Annotated in this window: 21 protein-coding genes; 11 read left to right on the forward strand and 10 right to left on the reverse strand. The window is 39.9% G+C overall.

Annotated features, from left to right (window positions below):
* Positions 1 to 563 (forward strand): TCP-1/cpn60 chaperonin family protein (locus EP1X_RS06615; RefSeq protein WP_305809543.1); only part of this gene is annotated, 563 nt, incomplete at its 5' end.
* A gap of 10 nt (positions 564 to 573) precedes the next feature.
* Here the strand turns inward: EP1X_RS06615 and EP1X_RS06620 are convergent.
* From EP1X_RS06620 to EP1X_RS06630, 3 genes are all read right to left on the reverse strand, one after another.
* Positions 574 to 1,167 (reverse strand): hypothetical protein, encoded by a 594-nt coding sequence (locus tag EP1X_RS06620; RefSeq protein WP_055282909.1) that lies wholly within the window; start codon positions 1,165 to 1,167, stop codon positions 574 to 576.
* 221 nt (positions 1,168 to 1,388) lie between these two features.
* Positions 1,389 to 1,745 carry a thioredoxin family protein gene (locus EP1X_RS06625; RefSeq protein WP_055282911.1) on the reverse strand — a complete coding sequence of 119 codons (357 nt, stop codon included), beginning with the start codon at positions 1,743 to 1,745 and terminating at the stop codon, positions 1,389 to 1,391.
* Positions 1,746 to 1,938: 193 nt separating this feature from the next.
* Positions 1,939 to 2,325 carry a transcriptional regulator gene (locus tag EP1X_RS06630; RefSeq protein WP_055282913.1) on the reverse strand — a complete coding sequence of 129 codons (387 nt, stop codon included), beginning with the start codon at positions 2,323 to 2,325 and terminating at the stop codon, positions 1,939 to 1,941.
* A gap of 336 nt (positions 2,326 to 2,661) precedes the next feature.
* On the opposite strand from EP1X_RS06630, the gene hcp reads away from it, so the two are divergent.
* The 4 genes from hcp (at position 2,662) to EP1X_RS06650 (ending at position 7,050) form a co-directional block, all read left to right on the forward strand.
* Entirely contained in the window at positions 2,662 to 4,032 is a 1,371-nt protein-coding gene (gene hcp, locus EP1X_RS06635) for a hydroxylamine reductase (RefSeq protein WP_055282915.1), read from the forward strand.
* Between the two features lie 107 nt (positions 4,033 to 4,139).
* Positions 4,140 to 5,474, forward strand: coding sequence for a DUF438 domain-containing protein (locus EP1X_RS06640; RefSeq protein ID WP_055282917.1), 1,335 nt, complete (start codon positions 4,140 to 4,142; stop codon positions 5,472 to 5,474).
* Between the two features lie 4 nt (positions 5,475 to 5,478).
* Complete coding sequence (locus tag EP1X_RS06645; protein ID WP_371180447.1) at positions 5,479 to 5,787, forward strand: cupin domain-containing protein; 309 nt, start codon at positions 5,479 to 5,481, stop codon at positions 5,785 to 5,787.
* Positions 5,788 to 5,979: 192 nt separating this feature from the next.
* On the forward strand, positions 5,980 to 7,050 hold the full coding sequence (locus tag EP1X_RS06650) for a Xaa-Pro peptidase family protein (protein ID WP_253276549.1): 1,071 nt from the start codon (positions 5,980 to 5,982) through the stop codon (positions 7,048 to 7,050).
* 3 nt (positions 7,051 to 7,053) lie between these two features.
* On the opposite strand, the gene EP1X_RS06655 is transcribed toward EP1X_RS06650, so the two are convergent.
* The 5 genes from EP1X_RS06655 to EP1X_RS06675 are packed head-to-tail and all read right to left on the reverse strand — an operon-like array spanning position 7,054 to position 10,156.
* On the reverse strand, positions 7,054 to 7,869 hold the full coding sequence (locus EP1X_RS06655) for a hypothetical protein (protein WP_055282923.1): 816 nt from the start codon (positions 7,867 to 7,869) through the stop codon (positions 7,054 to 7,056).
* Positions 7,870 to 7,925: 56 nt separating this feature from the next.
* On the reverse strand, positions 7,926 to 8,279 hold the full coding sequence (locus EP1X_RS06660; protein ID WP_055282925.1) for a DUF302 domain-containing protein: 354 nt from the start codon (positions 8,277 to 8,279) through the stop codon (positions 7,926 to 7,928).
* 12 nt (positions 8,280 to 8,291) lie between these two features.
* Positions 8,292 to 9,557 carry a cytochrome c biogenesis protein CcdA gene (locus EP1X_RS06665; protein WP_055282927.1) on the reverse strand — a complete coding sequence of 422 codons (1,266 nt, stop codon included), beginning with the start codon at positions 9,555 to 9,557 and terminating at the stop codon, positions 8,292 to 8,294.
* 60 nt (positions 9,558 to 9,617) lie between these two features.
* Positions 9,618 to 9,947, reverse strand: coding sequence for a hypothetical protein (locus tag EP1X_RS06670; protein WP_055282929.1), 330 nt, complete (start codon positions 9,945 to 9,947; stop codon positions 9,618 to 9,620).
* A gap of 2 nt (positions 9,948 to 9,949) precedes the next feature.
* The gene (locus tag EP1X_RS06675; protein WP_055282930.1) at positions 9,950 to 10,156 is read right to left on the reverse strand and encodes a hypothetical protein; all 207 of its coding nucleotides are present in this window, start codon (positions 10,154 to 10,156) and stop codon (positions 9,950 to 9,952) included.
* A 285-nt stretch (positions 10,157 to 10,441) separates the two neighbouring features.
* Between EP1X_RS06675 and EP1X_RS06680 the strand changes: the two genes are divergently transcribed.
* On the forward strand, positions 10,442 to 11,401 hold the full coding sequence (locus EP1X_RS06680; protein ID WP_055282933.1) for a ThiF family adenylyltransferase: 960 nt from the start codon (positions 10,442 to 10,444) through the stop codon (positions 11,399 to 11,401).
* A 1-nt stretch (position 11,402) separates the two neighbouring features.
* Complete coding sequence (gene thiI, locus EP1X_RS06685; protein WP_055282935.1) at positions 11,403 to 12,494, forward strand: tRNA uracil 4-sulfurtransferase ThiI; 1,092 nt, start codon at positions 11,403 to 11,405, stop codon at positions 12,492 to 12,494.
* A gap of 42 nt (positions 12,495 to 12,536) precedes the next feature.
* On the opposite strand, the gene EP1X_RS06690 is transcribed toward thiI, so the two are convergent.
* On the reverse strand, positions 12,537 to 13,847 hold the full coding sequence (locus EP1X_RS06690; RefSeq protein ID WP_371180446.1) for an RNA-guided endonuclease InsQ/TnpB family protein: 1,311 nt from the start codon (positions 13,845 to 13,847) through the stop codon (positions 12,537 to 12,539).
* Between the two features lie 159 nt (positions 13,848 to 14,006).
* On the opposite strand from EP1X_RS06690, the gene EP1X_RS06695 reads away from it, so the two are divergent.
* The 4 genes from EP1X_RS06695 (at position 14,007) to EP1X_RS06710 (ending at position 17,948) form a co-directional block, all read left to right on the forward strand.
* The gene (locus tag EP1X_RS06695; RefSeq protein ID WP_055282937.1) at positions 14,007 to 14,531 is read left to right on the forward strand and encodes a ferritin; all 525 of its coding nucleotides are present in this window, start codon (positions 14,007 to 14,009) and stop codon (positions 14,529 to 14,531) included.
* Positions 14,532 to 14,683: 152 nt separating this feature from the next.
* Positions 14,684 to 15,409: a Fe-S cluster assembly ATPase SufC gene (sufC, locus tag EP1X_RS06700; RefSeq protein ID WP_055282939.1), complete on the forward strand. Its 726-nt coding sequence runs from the start codon at positions 14,684 to 14,686 to the stop codon at positions 15,407 to 15,409.
* The gene (gene sufB, locus EP1X_RS06705) at positions 15,406 to 16,833 is read left to right on the forward strand and encodes a Fe-S cluster assembly protein SufB (protein ID WP_055282941.1); all 1,428 of its coding nucleotides are present in this window, start codon (positions 15,406 to 15,408) and stop codon (positions 16,831 to 16,833) included. The genes sufC and sufB overlap by 4 nt, the downstream gene beginning before the upstream one ends.
* Positions 16,833 to 17,948, forward strand: a complete 1,116-nt coding sequence (locus tag EP1X_RS06710; RefSeq protein ID WP_055282943.1) for a SufD family Fe-S cluster assembly protein — start codon at positions 16,833 to 16,835, stop codon at positions 17,946 to 17,948. The genes sufB and EP1X_RS06710 overlap by 1 nt, the downstream gene beginning before the upstream one ends.
* Positions 17,949 to 18,060: 112 nt before the next feature.
* Here the strand turns inward: EP1X_RS06710 and EP1X_RS06715 are convergent, their stop codons facing one another.
* Complete coding sequence (locus EP1X_RS06715; protein WP_055282945.1) at positions 18,061 to 18,258, reverse strand: hypothetical protein; 198 nt, start codon at positions 18,256 to 18,258, stop codon at positions 18,061 to 18,063.
* Positions 18,259 to 18,348: the final 90 nt, after the last annotated feature.

Below are 18,348 nucleotides of genomic sequence, written 5' to 3' on the forward strand. Positions count from 1 at the left end.
AAAACATGATCTTCGTTGAAGGATGCAAGAATCCAAAAGCGGTTACAATCCTCATCAGAGGAGGAACAGAACACGTCGTTGACGAAGTAGAAAGAGCCCTTGAGGACGCAATAAAAGTCGTCAAGGACATCGTTGAAGACGGAAAGATTGTTGCTGGTGGCGGTGCAAGCGAAATTGAGCTTGCCATCAAGCTTGATGAATATGCTAAGGAAGTTGGTGGAAAAGAGCAACTTGCCATCGAGTCATTTGCTGACGCATTGAAGGTAATACCAAGGACACTTGCAGAGAATGCTGGACTTGATCCAGTTGATGTCCTAGTGAAGGTCACTGCAGCCCACAAAGAGAAAGGTCCAACAGTCGGTGTTGACGTCTTCGCTGGTGAACCAGCTGACATGATGGAAAGAGGAGTCATTGAACCATTGAGAGTCAAGAAGCAGGCTATCAAGAGCGCAAGTGAAGCTGCAGTAATGATCCTTAGAATCGATGATGTTATAGCTGCAAGCAAGCTTGAGAAAGAGAAAGAAGGCGGCAAAGGCATGGGTGAAGAGGAGACTGAATTCTGAAGCTCTTTCTTTATTTCTTAAGTTTTTGAATTTCATCTTCGAGTTTTCTGAGCTTTTCTTTGGCTCTCCTTAGTTGGAGATTTGCCATTGAAACTATTTTCGCAAGATAGTTTTCATCCACCCACAGTTCGCCATCTCTGCCTAAAGGAACGTCCATTCTCTCGGTTGAACGAATCTCCACTACAAGCTTTTTGTGGCTTACGCTCTTGATATTTGAGTGCTTAAACCCACAGGCTATTGCGAGATTTAAGAGTTCAACAGCATCCTCCAAGGTCTTTGCTGAAACGTGGAGAATTGGGCTGTGGACCATAAACCATAACATTCCCCCGTCATGTTTATTTATGGCATCGAGCACTTCTTCGATTTTTACTTCACTATGCCACTTGCCAAGCCATATTGCATTGAGCTTGTCCCCCAAATCGGGCATTTGCATGATACTTATCCTTCCTGAGCATGAGGACGTTGTGAAATAGTTTTCTAGAGAGTTTATTTTATTTAACAGGGATATTATGTCACTGTCTACTAATCCCTTTTCTAGGGCCTCATTTAGACTTTCTAAGGCTTTCTTTTTTTGAAGATCAAAATTTTTCTCATATAGAAACATGGAGGAAAAATCAAAGAGAAAACTTTTAAATTTTATCTTTTTGGAAAGTCTTGCCTTTTAAAGCTTGGAACCCGTAATTTCAAAAATGTTCCTCTCTGCAACTTTCTAAAAAGTAAAGACAAAAAGCAAGTAATGGAACTTTTTTGTTATTACTTTTTCTTTTGAAAGCTTCGCTCTTCAGAACGGGAGGAGATCAGGTTTGTATAAACCTTCTGAAAGTCTCATCTTTCTGGGATGGAGAGATACTGCCTTACTCTTCGTTCAAACTCTCCAAAATTAGGAACTCCTATGAACTCAACCTTGTTGTTTACTAGTATAGTTGGAGTTCCCATTATATTGTGTTCCATGGCTTTTCTCTGGCCCTCTGGAGTGGCAACACTAACTTCTTTTGCTAGAACTCCGTCATACTTCTTTGCTATTTCTTGGGCCATTGCCCATGCTATTGGACAATAGGGGCAACCTGGGGAAGTTATGACTTCTATAATGACTTTTGGTTTCTTTTGTTTAACCTCTATCATTCCGGCTTTTTTCATGAGTTCTAACATCTTCTTTCTTCTGATCATTTCTAGCTCATCCACCCTTCTCACCTCGGAATAATTTCAAGTGAATAAATTTAAAAATGAATTTATGAAAAGAATTTCAACTTTTAGTTTTTGAGTAGAGAAATCCCAAGTAGAGCGTTCTACTATCAGCATAGGGTGGAAAAACGATTATCAAGATTTTAATCTTGTGAATAAACTCTTATTCCTAAAGACACTGGCTCATAGTGCTCTATCCAAAAATATCTAAACAAATATTACACATAGCTGGATCAACTTCTGGATCAACTTTAGAGTGAAATGAACACACATATCCCTTTCCAAGCATTTTTAAGGCAATTTTCACGAGTTCTGAGTGAATGTAGTACTCATTGGGTCTCTCTTTTAGTATTCTATCAGCAAGTTCCATTAATTCTTCGTCTATGTCTTTGAACTTTTCCACCTCTACTAAAGCACCTCTGTTCATTTTTATGTATCTAGAAACAGCGGATTGTGTAATATGGAGAAGCTCTGCTACTTGAACCTGGGTCAAGCCTTTTTTATATAAAATCTCCACTAATCTTCTCCTCAGGGAAGGATAAACATATTTCGCAGCAGCTTCAAAGGCATTTATTTTCATAATTTTGTTTATGACATTTGGAATATATAAGGATTTTGGTCAAGTTATTATATAATCTTGTCTACCAAATGTTTGATGAAGATAAATATTCTAGAGGATTACATTGTAAATGACACATGTCATGAAAACAGAATAAACTTAGAGGATACTTTGTGCAATATCTAGAACATGCATGTAACTAAAAGTTGCATAAAACTTAAAATATATACTAAAAATTAGAACATGTGGTTTATAAATATTCCTTTTTAGGTTAAGAAACCGCAAACTTTTTATGAATGAAAGTTCATAGAACTACTGAATGATATGACAAGTGTCATAAATTTGGAGGTGGGATAAATGGTAATAAAACTTCCCAAAGAGTATGAGATGTTATGTAATCAGTGTTCAATGAGTTTAACTGGTGGCTGTACAGTTCAGGGCGTGTGTGGAAAGGACCCCGATCTAAATTCATTACAAGAGGCCTTATTGTATGGAATCAAAGGTACTTCGGCCTATTACTACCATGCTCTTGAGGTTGGTTACGACGATCCGAGAATAGGGCACTTCCTCGGAGAGGCTCTCTATTCAACGCTTACTAACGTCAATTTCAACAAGAATCGTTTCCTTGAGCTTATCCTTGAGAATGGTAGGGTACATCTTGAGGCAATGAAGCTTTTAGACAAAGCCTATGTGGAGACTTATGGAAGACCTGAACCAACTTGGGTTCCAACGGGAAGCTTTGAAGGGCATGGTATCCTCGTGACTGGTCACAGTTACCGAGCTCTATATGAGCTTCTGAGTCAAATAGAGGAAAAAGGCCTCGAAGATGAATTAAAGGTTTATACTCATGCTGAAATGTTCCCTGCTCATGCTTATCCTGAGCTTAAGAAATTCAAAAGCCTTGTTGCTAACTGGGGCGGGAGCTGGCTCTATCAGAAGAAAGAATTTGCTGAGTTCCCAGGAGTGATTCTCGGTACAAGTAACTGTGTGCAACAACCAACTAAAGCTTATCAAGATAGAATGTTTACTACTGGAATAGCTGGCCTTGAGGGTGTTCCTCATATACAGGACTATAACTTTGAACCTCTGATTGAGAGGGCTCTTAAAACACCAAAGATGAAAAACATTGAGGGAGAAAATCTACTTACAGGTTTTCATCACACCAACGTACTTGCTCTTAAAGATAAACTAATTGAACTCATAAATGAAGGTAAAATAAGGCATATTTTCGTCGTTGGTGGATGTGATACTCCTCATAAGGGAATGGGATACTATGAGAAACTCACTGAGCTGATCCCTAAGGATGCCCTTATACTCTCAGCTGCTTGTGGTAAGTTCCGTTACAATGCAAGAAATTATGGCACCATTGATGGAATTCCAAGGTTCCTTGACTTTGGACAGTGTAACAACGTTTATTCCATAATTGAAATAGCCGTTGCCCTTGCTAGTGAGCTTGGAATGGATGTAAATTCGCTTCCGGTTAGCATAGTGCTCAGCTGGATGGAGCAAAAGGCCATAGCCATACTATACTCCTTGCTCTACCTTGGAATAAAGGGTATTTATATAGGGCCAAAACCACCAGAGTTCATAACACCGAACGTCTTTGAAATCCTCAGAAAGCAATTTGACCTTAAACTTATCAGTGATCCAGAGAAAGATTTGCAAGCCATGCTTAATAAGGGAATAACAGTGGAGGAAAACACTCCACTCGCTGAAGAGCTTGATTAACTTTTTCTAATTTTTTGTTTCTTGACTCTTTATTTCAAACCTCCCCTACAATGAGTAGAAAGGTTTAAAAGTAATGAGTATGACATGTGTCATGAAGGTGATATGTAATGACAGAACTCCTGAACAACAGGGAATATAAAAAAGAAAAAATGAAAGAGCTTTTGAAGAAGATTCACAAAGGTGAGGATGTAGAGAAACTCAAGGAAGAGTTTAAAGATTTATTGAGAAGTATTTCACCATTAGAGATCCCTCTCATTGAGCAGGAGCTTGTTAAGGAAGGCATTTCTGCATATGAGATAGCTAAGATGTGTGATATTCACGTGGAGCTTTTTAGGGAAGCTGTCTCTGGAATCGGGGAAAAAGAGAGGGAACTTCCAAATGGCCATCCTTTGAGGACACTCTATGAAGAGAATAGGGAGATAACAAAAGATGCCGAGATGGTGAACTTATATGCATCAACGTTGGCGGCTACAAAGGATGAGAATATGAAAAAAGAGATTCTAGGGGTTCTGAAAGGACTTGCAAACCAATTAAGAGCCATCGGCTTTACCCACTACACCAGAGAAGAGATGCTGATATTCCCCTATTTGGAGAGACGAGGCATAACGGCAGTACCCACAGTTCTTTGGAGAAAGCACGATGAAAATAGAGTTATGATAAAACAGTTTGTTGAGCTCTTAAATAGGGTTGATGAAATGCAGTGGGAAGAGTTTGCAAATACAGTTAAAGAAAAGGCCCAAGAATTGTCAAGAGCAATTATAGACATGGTTTTCAGGGAAGATAATATCCTTTACCCAACTCTTAAGGCCCTCTTGAGTGAAGGAGAATGGAGGGCTATTAAAGAGCAGGAGAATATGATCGGTTACTATAAAGTGAAGCCGGGTGATGAATGGAGGCCTAAAGAAAAGCCCCTTCAGCCATATGAGATTGATCCTACGTTAACAGCGGAGCAGATATTGGGCTTACCCAAAGAAATGCAAATGGTTCTTAGAGGTCAAAAACTTGAGGTTGATAGAACAGAGGTTAAGCGAAAGGGTGATCTCGAACTAGAAACCGGTTATCTAAGCATAGAAGAGCTGAATGCAATATTTAAGCATTTACCAATTGACATAACTTTCGTGGATAAAGACGATAGGGTGAGATTTTTCTCCGGTGGAGAGAGGATATTCGCTAGGACTCCCTCGGTGATCGGAAGGCCAGTTCAACTCTGCCATCCACCGAAGAGTGTCCATATTGTGAACAGAATCCTCACAGCTTTTAAGGAAGGCGCGAAAAATAAAGCTGAGTTTTGGATTAAAATGGGGCCAAGGTATGTGTATATTCTCTACGTGCCAGTAAGAGACAAAAAGGGCAACTACCTTGGGACTTTGGAGATCACCATGGATATTAGTAGGTATAAAGAAATTGAAGGTGAAAGAAGGCTTCTTGATTGGGGTGATTGAAGTGATGGTTGTTAAAGCTGAAGAGGCTGAGAGGGTTGAAAACCCTCATGGGGTGGATGTTAGAGCTCTGTTGAGAAGGAAAAACGTTAAGGTAATGTTGGTGACATTAAACCCGAAAGAAGAGCTTAAAAGGCATACTACTCAAGTAGATGCTTTTATTTATATTTTAAAAGGAAATGCTCTTGTGGAGGTTGGAGAAGAAAAAGAAAATGTGAAGAAAGATACTTTGGTCTTTCTTCCAAAGGATGTTCCACACGCGGTTAAGAATGTGGGTGGTTTATCATTGAAGTTCTTAGTGATAAAACTTGGCTGACCTCCTCACCCTAAAGGCGAAGGCTTTCAGGTGAGTAACAGAGACATGGCTAGAAATTGAGATGATTGGGTTGATAGTTGGAATTGACTATTTTCTTTTTCAATTCCTACTGTTCACGGTAGGAGAAGAGATAGTCTTTGCTGGGTAATCTATATATCTTTTAACGTAGTTAAGATATAAGGGGTGTATACAGTGGAGAATATATTTAAAAAACGAGTCGAGCGTTTTCAAGAACTCCTTAAAAGGGAGGAGATTGATGGTGCTGTCATAAGAACACTTTCAACTTTCGTTTACTTTACCGGTACAAAGTGGCTCAGACCTAGTCTTTTGATACCTGCCGAAGGCCAACCTATAGCCATTGTGGCTAAAGGAGAAGCAGAGCTTTTCAGAGAGAAAAGCTGGATTGAAAATATTGTAGAGTTTCAAAAGACCGAAGAGCTGATGGCAAATGTCACAGTATGGATAAAGAAGAATGGCTTCTCAAGGATTGGAATGGAGTTTAGCGTTGAGAGGGATTCATACGTCTTATTTTTCGAATTGTTCAAAAAACTTAATCCCGAAGTGGAAATAATGGATGTCAGGGGCCTTTCTATGGAACTGAGAATGATAAAAGATGATTGGGAACTTGAGAACATTAGAAAGGCAGGGAAAATAGCTGTAAAAGGCATGAAAGTAGCTGAGGAAGAGATAAAACCTGGAAAAAGTGAACTTCAGATAGCAGCAGAAATAACCAGAGAACTCATGCTCAACGGTAGCGAAGAGCCAAAGGTTTACGTGGCAGCAACTCCAAGAGCACACGCTGAGCCATTTAGAGATGTTAAGGTAGAAGAGGGAAGAATAGTATCAGTGGTTATAGGAGCAGACTGGAACCACTATTATGCTAACATCACCCGCTCATTTCCGGTGGGAGAGATAAGCGAAAGAGGTAGAAAGGCAATAGATGCAATGGAAAATGCTTATAGGGCGAGTATTGAGCTCACAAAACCAGGGATTAAGTTCATTAAGGTTGAAAAAGAAATTGAAAGAATTTATCATGAGATGGGGCTTGAGAAGTACTACATAGTGGGATATACCCATGGCGTTGGATTGCTAATTGAAGAGGATCCCATAACCACAATAGTGGTTCCCCATAGAGCAATGATAGCAAAAGAAGGAATGGTTCTAGCAATGGTTCATGCTCCCCTTATGATACCTGAAGGAGCAGTAAAAAAGGAGGACACTTTTATAATGGGCAAAAAATTGGAAAATGTGACGAAATACTAGAAGCTAGAACACTCCTGTTCCAATTCCACAGATCTTCGCAAATGGACATATAGAACAGTCTTCAGTGTATGGTTCTAAAGGAGGTTCACCTTTGATGGCTTTTGTAATCTCCTTAGCTCTCTCCATATCTTCGTCATCACCCTCTAGGACAAGAGTAACGCTTCCTTCTGCGCCCCCGGCTCCTCCAGAGGCTATGGGGATTGCATCAACGTTAGCTAGGATGTCATAGGCCTCCACTTCCGTAACTGGAATGGCATGTGGGATTGGGACTAGTGCAGCATAGAGGCCTGTTCCCCAATCAAAAGAATAAATGCCTGTAAGTTTGGCACTAACCTCAACTGGTGTAGGAGTGAACTTCTCAAGGCTTATTGGGGTTATCGTGATGACTCCCTTTGTTATTGTCCATCCAAAGGTTTTTCCTATTGTTCCACCATCAGGAGCAGCTGCAAAAACAGCTACATTCCAGTTTTGGTCTATTGCATTTGCTCCTTTTATAAATACATCGTCTGGGCCCATCTCCTTTAGAGCCTCTAAGGGTTCACCTTCGTATGGTTTTCCTTTGTAAAGAACAAGATGCTTTGGCCACGTCTTTTTTGCTGTTACACATGTTCTTCCTTTGCTTATGACTCCTACTGTCCACTTTTCTTTTTCGATTTTTTCCCCTAAAATTTCCTCTGCCACATATGCGGCAGTTGTACCAGTGGCAATATATACAAAACCGTTTTCAAGGGCATGTTGTACTTCTTCAAGTGCCACAATAGCTTTAGCAATCAAGCGTTTGCTTTCAGTGGGGGTAAGAGTAACAAGGGCTCTTTTCATGAAAATCACCTCATTAAATTTTGTATCTTAACCTTATTAAAATTGTGGAAAAGAAGTTAGAGAGAATCTATGACAGCCCTAACATCTTCAAGAGGTTCTTTGATGATCTCACCGATGTCCTCAGCGGCGTTTATTGCAACATATACACTTCCTTCTTTTTCATAAAGCAAAACCGGACATGGAGCAAATGAACCAATTTCATACTCGACCTTAGTCATCTCATAAAACTGCTTTGGATTGCAGACGTAGAAGATTCTATAAGGCTCCATTTCAACACCTAACTTAGCTTTCACAACTTCACTCGGAGTAAACTCGAGTACAACCTTGTATCCCTTCTTTTCCAACTCTGCCTTTAACTTTTCCTCAACCTCTTTTAGGGGCATTCCAACCTTCCTTCTGTATCTAAACATCCAATCACCCCCTTAAATTTTTGATAAGCTCTCAAAAATTGCACTCCACAGCTTAAGGGGAGTGAGTTCCGTTAACATGAGAACGCCGAGGATAATTATGACAATTCCTATCACCTTTTCCCATTTTGCTTTTTGCTGAATATCTAAGCTCAGTTTATTTGAGAGGAATTTTTCATTTATCCATTCTGCCAAATCTTTGGAACTCATAATCAAGTATATTGTGAGGCCCATTCCTACTCCATAAACTCCCATAACTATCACGCCTTTTACGACACTCCCACTTAGAGTGGCAGTTATAATTGCAAACCCAAGGTAGGGAGCAATACACCCTATCCACGTAGTCCCGAGGGCAGAACCTAAGAGAAAGTCGGAAATATAGCCACTACTTGATGAAAGTTTAGATGGAGAAAAAGATAGTGCTCTCATAACCTTTTGATTGAAAGTAGTGCTTATCAGTGATGTTCCTACTACTATGAAGCCTAAACCTCCGATGAAGTACAATGCATTTCTAATTTGAGATACATAAGAGCCCAGAGTACCTGCCAAGGCACCTAGGATGGCAAAAGAAACAACCATCCCTGCTATCACAATTTCAATTTTTCTTTTTGCAAATAAAAGTGAAAAAGTGCCTGCTATCAAGGGAAGCACGCATGGAGAAAATACGCTAAGAATACCTGCCGAGAATATTGGTAAGAGAACCGCTAAGGATAACTTGCCCGTGGGATGTTCTTTTCCTTCTGTTGGTGTTTTGTTCCTCAGAGGGTCTTCTATACTATTTTTTACAAAAAACTCAAGACCATCTGGGCTAAGAGCCCCTATGGCAAGACCCTTTAGGACTTTCTCTCCATTTTCAACTTTGAAGATCACCATTGTTGGTGTACCGGGAACTCCTACGCCTATTGTCTCTCCCTTTTCTTTTGGAGTATAATAACCACTGTTGTCGGGTTGAAGCACAAGAACTTTATCATAGACTTTATATTGGAGTGTTGTGAGGGCCCTTCCTTTATACACATCAATGGAGATTAGATTTATGCCATTTAGACTTTCTATAGCCTTTTGGGTTGGAAATACACTGTTTTTCATATAATTACATGCTGAGCAACTTTCTGAATGGTAGAAGATAAGGAAGTATTCCCCTTCGTGGGCAGAAATTAAAGAATTAAGTTCTTTTTCATTTGAAATTGCTTTAAATTTTAAGCTTCCATAAGTGACGTCTTCACCGGCTACCAAGTGTCCAAAAGCCACAAGTACAATGAGAAGCAGAACAACCCTTCTCACACTTTCACCTCAAAAATTGTAGAAAAATGAATTAAAAGGCTTTTCTTGAAGCTTTTTTCATTAAAATGTCATCACGACATAGCCTTCTTTAATATACTCTGCTATTATCTTTCCCACGTATTCAACTTTTGCATATTTCTCTAGTGAGACTTCGAATCCTTCTAATTCGGCCACTCTCTTGCATGCAAGTGGCAGTTTCCCTAATTCTTTTAGCTTTTCTATCCAAGAAAGGAAGCGTTCGTCTCCTTTAGCTATTGCCCTCTCTATTGGACCAAAGAGAATTACTTCAACATTATCTACCCATCTGTATTTAAGGGCATTTACTGCCCACATAAAACCAGGCAACGCCTTTTCATCGTCGCTTGAGATTATTACCAAAACTTTTGCCACGTTTATCCCTCCAGGGCCTTAATAAACTCTTTGAAGGTTTTCACGGAAATTTCTTTTCCATTTGCTATAACATTTATGTTGCTGCATTCATACTTAGCACATAGGCCAATGCATCCTTCAACACTGGTATTGTAGCCTCTCTCTTCTAAGGACTTAATAATATCATCTAATTTATCCCCGGCACAGAACTTACATATTTTAGCTTCCATGAACATCACCAATCTTAATGATTTAGGTTATTTTATTGCGTTTACCTTTATCAACATGAGAAAAGTCTGGGAGGAAAAGTTTTCATTGTGAAAAATCTTAGTTTTCCTTGAAAGTTCGCTTGTAAGCCCTTTGGTCTTTGTACTTGTAGTGGGTTTCTTCTTATTTCACACCAAAACTCATTGGAGCGTGATTCCTCTCAACAAGCATCATGAGTTTGGGAGGTTCTTAGTAGTGAAAGGAATAAATTCATAAAGCCTTTTTCGTATTTCCTTTCGGTGAGAGGTATGATGGATTTCTCAAGACACTTTCCGATCATTGGTATAGAGGGTCAAAGGAAACTGAGCGAGAGCACGGTTGGAGTAGTTGGTGCTGGAGCATTGGGGAGCTGGGAAGTCTATTTCCTCCATAAACTTGGGGTTGGAAAAATCGTTGTAGTAGATCGGGATTTTGTAGATGATAGCGACCTCCCTAGAACGATTTATACTAAAGAAGACATCGGCAAACCAAAAGTTGAGGTTTTAAAAGAGAGGTTTGGTGTTGAGGGGTATTTTGAAGATCTAAATCCAGCAACAATAGGAATTCTTGAGAAAGTAGATTTAATAATTGATGGGACTGATAATATTTATACTCGCCAGATAATAAACGACTATGCCGTAAAGAATAACAAACCATGGATTTATGTGGGAGTTCTGAGTACATATGGTAATATAATGCCGATAATTCCTGGAAAAACGGCCTGTTTTAGGTGTTTTATGCCAAAACTCCCTGAGAGACCAATGCCAACATGTGCCGTCGCTGGGATAATGAGTTATGTTCCTTCATTAGCTGCTTCTATAGCAGTTGGTCTTGCTGCAAAAATCCTTTTGGGAGAAGAAATTAAAAGTGAGTTAATATTCTTTGATACGAAAACACTCGAGTTCGAGAGGGTTGAAGTTCCTAGAAGAGAAGAATGTCCAGCTTGTGTAAAGAGGGAATTTACATTCTTGGAAAAACATATGAAAATTGAAAGACTTTGTGATGGTTCAATCCAAGTTACACCTCCAGAGAAAATGAATGTAAATTTGGAAGATCTTGCGGGAAGGCTTGAAAAACTTGGGATAGAGTACCTCAAAACTTCTCAGTTTCTCCAGTTTGAAGATGATGAATATGAGATACTAATCTTTAAAAGTGGGAGGATGGTCATAAGAGGAGCTGAGGAAGAGAGAGAAGCAAAGAATTTATTTGCGCGTTATTTAGGTGGTTAAAGTGATAATAGTTAGATACGGAGAAATAGCAATAAAGCGTGGAAAAAGAAAGGAATTTGAGAGAAAACTCGCAAAGAACATTGAAAAGGCCTTGGAGAGGAAGGGGATAACTGGGAAAATTAAACTTATACGGGGGAGAATTCTTGTTGATGCTCCAAATGAGGCTGCAGAAATTATAGCAAAAGTTCCAGGTGTTGTTTCGGTTTCTCCAGCGGAGGTTATGGATTATAACGAGCTCCCAAACTACCTTAGAGAGGCTTTAAAAGGGAAATCACCAAGAAGTTTCAAAGTTGAGACACAAAGGCTTGATAAAACGTTTCTAAGGACCTCTATAGAGGTGAATAAAGAAGTCGGAGCATTTGTTGTAAATGAATTTGGTTGGAAAGTGGATTTGGAGAATCCTGAACTTGTTATTGGAATCGAGATTATTGGTGGGAAAGTATATGTATTCTTTGAGAAGATTAAGGGGGTTGGAGGTCTTCCCGTTGGAACTCAGGGAAAGGTAGTTGTTCTTTTAAGCGGGGGAATAGATTCTCCTGTTGCAGCTTTTCTTATGCTTAAACGGGGCGCTGAGATAATTGCCGTTCATTTTGACCAAGGAATGAATGCGAGAAAGGTTGTTGAGAAAGTAGTGGAAATTTTGAATGATTACTCCCCAAGCCCTATAGAGTTAATAGTTGAAAACCACTTTGAGATTCTCAAACCTTATGTACTTACTTTAAATAAACTTGGCCGGAGAGAGTGGACTTGTGTAGTTTGTAAAGTTGCTATGCTAAGAAGAGCGGCGGAAATAGCAAGAGAGAGGGGAGCACTTGCAATCGTTACAGGGGATTCCCTTGGTCAAGTTGCCTCGCAAACTTTAACAAATCTTTACTTTGAAACGATGAGTGCGGATTTTCCGATACACAGGCCACTTATTGGTTTGGATAAAGAGGAGATTGTGGAAATAGCTAGAGAGATAGGGACTTATGGAGCATTTCTTGAATATCCCTACTGTGACTGCCCGTTCAGGCCAGAGAGGGTTGTCACTCAAGGTAAACTTGAAGAATTTGAGAGAATCAGAAAAGAGTTGAAAAAGGAAAAAATAATTTGAACTGACCTCCTCCCCGCCCTGAAGGGCGAGGGTTCCAGCGAGTTAACCCCTCGCCAGTGAGGGGGAGGTTTGAGGGGTTCTCATCAAAACAACCCTTGGGAAGGGTTCTTCGAACCCCTCTGGCCGGGTCTTCGGCCAGTTACCCCTACCCGCCGTCAAACCCGGCAGGCTTGGGGTTATCATTCTAACAACCTTTTTCAAAATATTAAACGCTCCAACTAAATCCGCATTCATTACAAGCCCCTCCGCGGGACACTTGTATAATCCCCTAACAAAGCGAGCCCCGTCATGGGGCTTCCCGCAGAAGGGGCAAAGCTTTGAAGTAAAAGCCTCACCAACAAGCAAGACTTGAATATCATACTCCTCAGCAACTTCCCTCAAGCGTTTAATAACGTAATTGAACCTCCACACGTGGGAGAGGAGGAAGTTTTGCTTTTTACCCTTGTTGGGCCCTCTTGCGATTTCTTTTGGATAACCGACAACGATTTTTGAGACTCCTAAGTAGTAGAGTTTCTCAACAGTTTGCCTGACTGCAGTGTTAATGTAGTGTCTCGCTTGAAGTTTTGCCTTCTCATGCATTCTTTTGAGTTTTCTACTCTTTTTACAGCCCGACTTGTTGATTTTAGATTGATAATCAGCAATCCTCTTCTGCCAGTAAAAGGCAATACTCTTCAATGGTTTGCCGTTTACGAGGAAACTCTCGCCATTTTCAACGTAAACAGCCATTAAATTATTTACTCCCAAGTCTATTCCAGCAGAAAGGCCTCCCGTTGGTTGTCTTGGGAGTTTAACCCACTTTTTACCATCAAATTTCTCATCAACTTTTGAAATTGAAACGTGAGCGTACCACTTCCGTTTAACTTCATTGTAAATGATTTCCAATCTCCCTTGCTTGCCCTTCAAGTGAATTCTGCCCTTGAATTGGATTTCCAGTCTTTTGAATTTTCCAAGGCCTTTGAGGATTAGTTTGTTGCCTTCAATCTTGTACTGGTCGTTCCTCAAAACTATTAACGGTCTTCTTTTACCGTTTTCTTTCAAGTAGTTCGGCGGTTTTGGCCTTAACCATTTGGGAAGTTCTTTTCGCTTTTTAATCAAGGAGAAGAAACTTCTCCACGCTTCGGCGTTCTTCCTGCAAATTTGCTGGACTGTCGCAGAGCCAATCTTACTCTTGTACTTCTCATAAACGGCCTTTTCTGTCGAATTAAAGTCCACTTTTTCATGATTGAAGAAGAGTTGTCTCCTTGAGTAGTTCACTTCGTTCCAGATTTTTGCTCCAGTGTCGGCTAACTCGAAGAGGATTTTCTCAACTTCTTTTGAGGCTTGGAGTTTTATCCTTACGGTACATTTTATCATTGATTGTAGTATTATTTTTAAGCTTTAAAAGAGTTTCGCTTTCCTGCACAAGAGCTTGCTTTAGAGTCCCTACAATCCCGTCCTAAAGGACGAGTCTTTGGAAAGAGAAATGTAAATACTTAAATAGTTAGGAAAACAAATTAGTTCTGGTGATGGAATATGTTGACTGAAAAGATGTTAAAGGCCTTGAATGAGCAATTGAATAGAGAAATGTACTCAGCATACCTCTATTTTGCCATGGCAGCGTATTTTGATGATCTAAACTTCGAGGGCTTTTCTAATTGGATGAAAGCTCAGGCAGAGGAGGAAGTTGGGCATGCATTAAGGTTTTATAATTACATCTATGATAGAAATGGGAGAGTAGAGCTTAAAGAAATTCCTCAACCTCCAAAAGAGTGGGAATCTCCAATCGAAGCTTTTAAAGCGGCTTATGAGCATGAGCAGTTCATAAGCAAGTGCATAAATGAATTGGCTGCACTAGCAGAAGAAGAGAAGGACTATTCAACTAGGTCTTTTCTTGAGTGGTTTATTAATGAACAAGTTGAAGAAGAAGCTAATGTAAAGAAAATTCTTGATAAGCTGAGATTTGCGGAAAATAGTCCTCAGATACTGTTTATGTTAGATAGAGAACTTGCATCTAGAGGGCCAAAGTTACCGACTCTTTTAATGCAAGGAGAGGAATGAAGTTTATCATCTTCATTTTATTTCTAATTTTTGTTTCTGAGCAAAGTTTTAAGTCCCTCTTGTCTCTCTTGTTATTGCTCATTTTTGAGTAGAAAACTTTTAAAAGTACTTTCTCTTACACAAAAATGTACCGATAATGGACGGTGATGGTCATGTTAAAAGCTGAAAATCTAAAGGTAAAAGTGGAGGACAAGGAAATTCTCAAAGGTATTAATCTCATCGTTGATGATGGAGAGCTTCATGTTGTAATGGGTCCTAATGGGAGCGGGAAATCAACACTAGCCTTAACAATAGCTGGTCATCCCAAGTATCAGGTGATAAATGGGAAAATTATTTTTGATGGAGAGGATATAACTAACTTGCCCCCTGAGGAAAGGGTTAGAAGAGGCATTTTCTTGAGTTTTCAGCATCCTGTTGAAGTAGAGGGAGTGAAGGTTATTCAATTCTTGCAGAGGGTATTGAAGAATCTCAAAAACCTTGATGAAATCCAAGCTTATGAAATTATTTTTGCTGCAGTTCAGGAACTTGGGTTGGACGATTCAATGCTCACACGATTCTTAAATGTTGGATTTTCTGGTGGAGAAAGGAAAAAGTTGGAGATGCTACAAGCTTATCTTGTGAGACCAAAACTTCTTATTCTTGATGAGCCAGATAGTGGAGTTGATGTTGATTCTCTTAAGGTTATTGCAGGGATTATAAATAAACTTCACGAAGAAGGGACTGCAATTTTACTTATAACACATTATGGTAGGATTTTGGAGCATTTAAAGCCCCACAGAGTGCACGTGATTAAGGACGGAAAAATAGTTGCATCTGGAGGGATTGAACTGGTTAAGACTATCGAAGAGAAGGGTTTTGCGGCGGTGGAAGCATTATGAGCGAGCGATCAAGACTCGAAGAAATTCTAAAAGCTGGTTCGTTAGAGGAGATTCTTGGAACTGCAGTGCCTTACCCTAAAGAAATTGAGCTCAAAGGGAAAATAAGTAGGAGTATTATTGAAGAACTTTCAAAAATAAAAAATGAGCCAGAGTGGATGTTTAGACATAGACTTAGAGCATTAGAACTCTTTGAAAAATTGCCTATGCCAAAGTGGGTTGTAGGTATTGAAGAGCTTGATCTTGAGAACCTTGTCCTGTACACGAAACCTGAACTTGAGAAGGAAGTTAAAGATTGGGAAGATTTACCGGAAAACATAAGAAAAACCTTTGAGAGGCTGAATATTCCTGAGATAGAGAAAAGGTTTCTTTCTGGTTTAACGGCAGTTTTTGACAGTGAGAGTGTTTATTCCCAGCTTAAAGACGAATTTGAAAAAAAAGGAATAGTTATGCTTCCTATGGAGGAAGCTGTTAGAAAATACCCGGATGTAGTGAAACGTTATTTTGGTAAGATATTCCCTGCAAGAGAGCACAAGTTCTCTGCGTTACACCACGCTCTCTGGAGTGGGGGAGCTTTTGTTTATATCCCCAAAGGAGTTCGTGTTCCATTTCCTATTGAGGCATTCTTTGTCATAGGCTCGGCTTTAGAGGGCCAGTTTGAACATACTCTTGTCGTTGCAGATGAGGGAAGTTATGTCCACTTTATCGAAGGATGTTCTGCACCGATGTATAAGGGCTTCTCCTTCCACGATGGGATGGTTGAGATTTATGCTCACAAAAACGCCACGGTCAAATTCACCACCATACAAAACTGGAGCCGTAATGTTATAAACTTCAATAATAAGAGAGCGATAATTGAGGAGAATGCTTACGTAGAGTGGATTGAAGGGAGTATTGGGAGCATGATAACATATACGTATCCTTCCAGCGTTCTCAAAGGTGATTATTCGAGAACTGCTCAGTATGTTGTCTCACTTAGCAATGGTCCATTTATGAAAGATACTGGTGCAAAAAGTTTTCATGTAGGTAAGAATACCAGTTCAAAGATAGTTTCCAAGAGTATAAGTGCTAATGGAGGTATAAACATCTACAGAGGCCTTGTAAGGATAGTTAAGGGGGCAAAAAACTCAACAGCAACAGTCTCATGTGATTCACTAATATTGGATGAGGAGAGCAAGGCTTATACATATCCGCATAACCAGAATGACGAGCCGACAGCCAGCATAATTCACGAGGCAACTACTGGAAAACTTAGTGAGGACAAACTTTTCTACTTAAATGCAAGGGGCATAAAAGAGGAAGAAGCGAAGAGCCTCATAGTTCTTGGTTTCATCAGCGAAATACTTGAAGGACTGCCCTTTGAATATGTGGAGGTTCTAAAGAAAGTCATAGAGCTTGAATTCGGTGAAGTAGGGGGTGTTGGTTGATGGTCGCTAAGGAATTTCCTAATGAACGCATAAATCTCGAAAACCTTGAGTACCAGAAATACGGGGATAGTCCAACAATAAGAAGCTATACCAAGTGGGAACTTTTTGAGGAGAATTCCCCCTTAAAGCTTCCAACTGAAGCGAAAGCTGGAAGCGTCATGGTGAGTCCTCATGTGTTGCTTTCTGGAAGTGAGGCCTTCTTCAACTTACCGGAGGGTGTTGAACTTGCTGAAGGAAAATTGGGCCTTTCACATCCAGAGGAGTCTCGAATACTAGGTTTTCACTTTTATGCTTTAAAAAAGTCATATCGTTTGAAGATAACTAGAGATCTAATAAAACCGCTCATAATAGTTTCTCATCTTTCAGAAAGAGCTTTTATAAGCCACCATCTTAGTATAGAGGCAGATAATGTCAAGGTACCTATAATTATTTATGATCTAGCTGAAAAGGGTACTAAGTCTTTTGTAGTTGAGTTAAAGACCAGAGATAGTGAACTTGAGATACTCACCGTAGGGAAGCACAAAAGTATTTCTCACTATCTGCTAAGGGCGAGTCTCGGTGTTAATGCTAAAGTTAAAGCTTTCACTGTTATTAGTGGCGGAGAAATGAGTCATCATAGGGAAGACTATTCACTAGAAGGAAGAGGTAGCGAACTTATCCTACGCGGAATGCCGATAGCGATAAACTCTGCTGTGGATTATCTTACTAACGTTCTTCAGCATGGGGAAAGAACTGAGAGTGAAACTAGAGTTCATGGTTTTTCTTATAAGGAAGGTTGGCTTGTACATAGGGGAACTGCGAAGGTCTTTGAGAGTGCTAAACACTCTTCCAGTAAGGTTATTTCCACCATAACTGTCATGGATGAAGGTTCTCTTGGAGTAAGTGTCCCAATGCTTGAGGTAGATACAGGGGAGATTGAGGAAGCTTCGCATTCTTCAGCCATTCATCAGTTTGATGAGGATGCGCTGTTTTATCTGCGATCTAGAGGTTTGAATGGAGAGGAGGCACTAGATCTTTTTGTACATGGTATAGGGGAGGCGTTGAGTGGTCATCTTGAGAGGCTCAAAGGTAAAGCGAGAAGCAACGTAGTGGAGCTCATTGAAGGAGTGCTTTGATTATTTGATATTTTAATTTTTATCTCAGGATTGTTTAATACTGCCATCCTTTGTTCAGAAGTTTCGGAGATCATATAGTGTTTATACATGCCTGATGGAAGAACCGTTCTGCCTACTCGTAAAGAGGGATTGGGGTTCTGAAAACTACAAACGTTGGGATAGTAGTCTTTCTGACTGGAGAAATGAAAAAGTGGGCTCTTCTTTTTCTTTTTGTTTCATGAATAGGTCCGACCTCCTCCTCGCCCTGAAGGTCGAGGCTTTTAAGTATTAGTTGGCCAATTGTCGTTCCGAGAATTATCTTAACCTTCACTTTATCACCAAAATAAGTTCGCTTTGGAGACATTTAAATTTGCTCTTCAAAATGAAATGTATCCTATTTTGGAACTTTTCATTTTGTTAG

The sequence above is a fragment of the Thermococcus sp. EP1 genome (assembly GCF_001317345.1).
GTDB lineage: Archaea > Methanobacteriota_B > Thermococci > Thermococcales > Thermococcaceae > Thermococcus_A.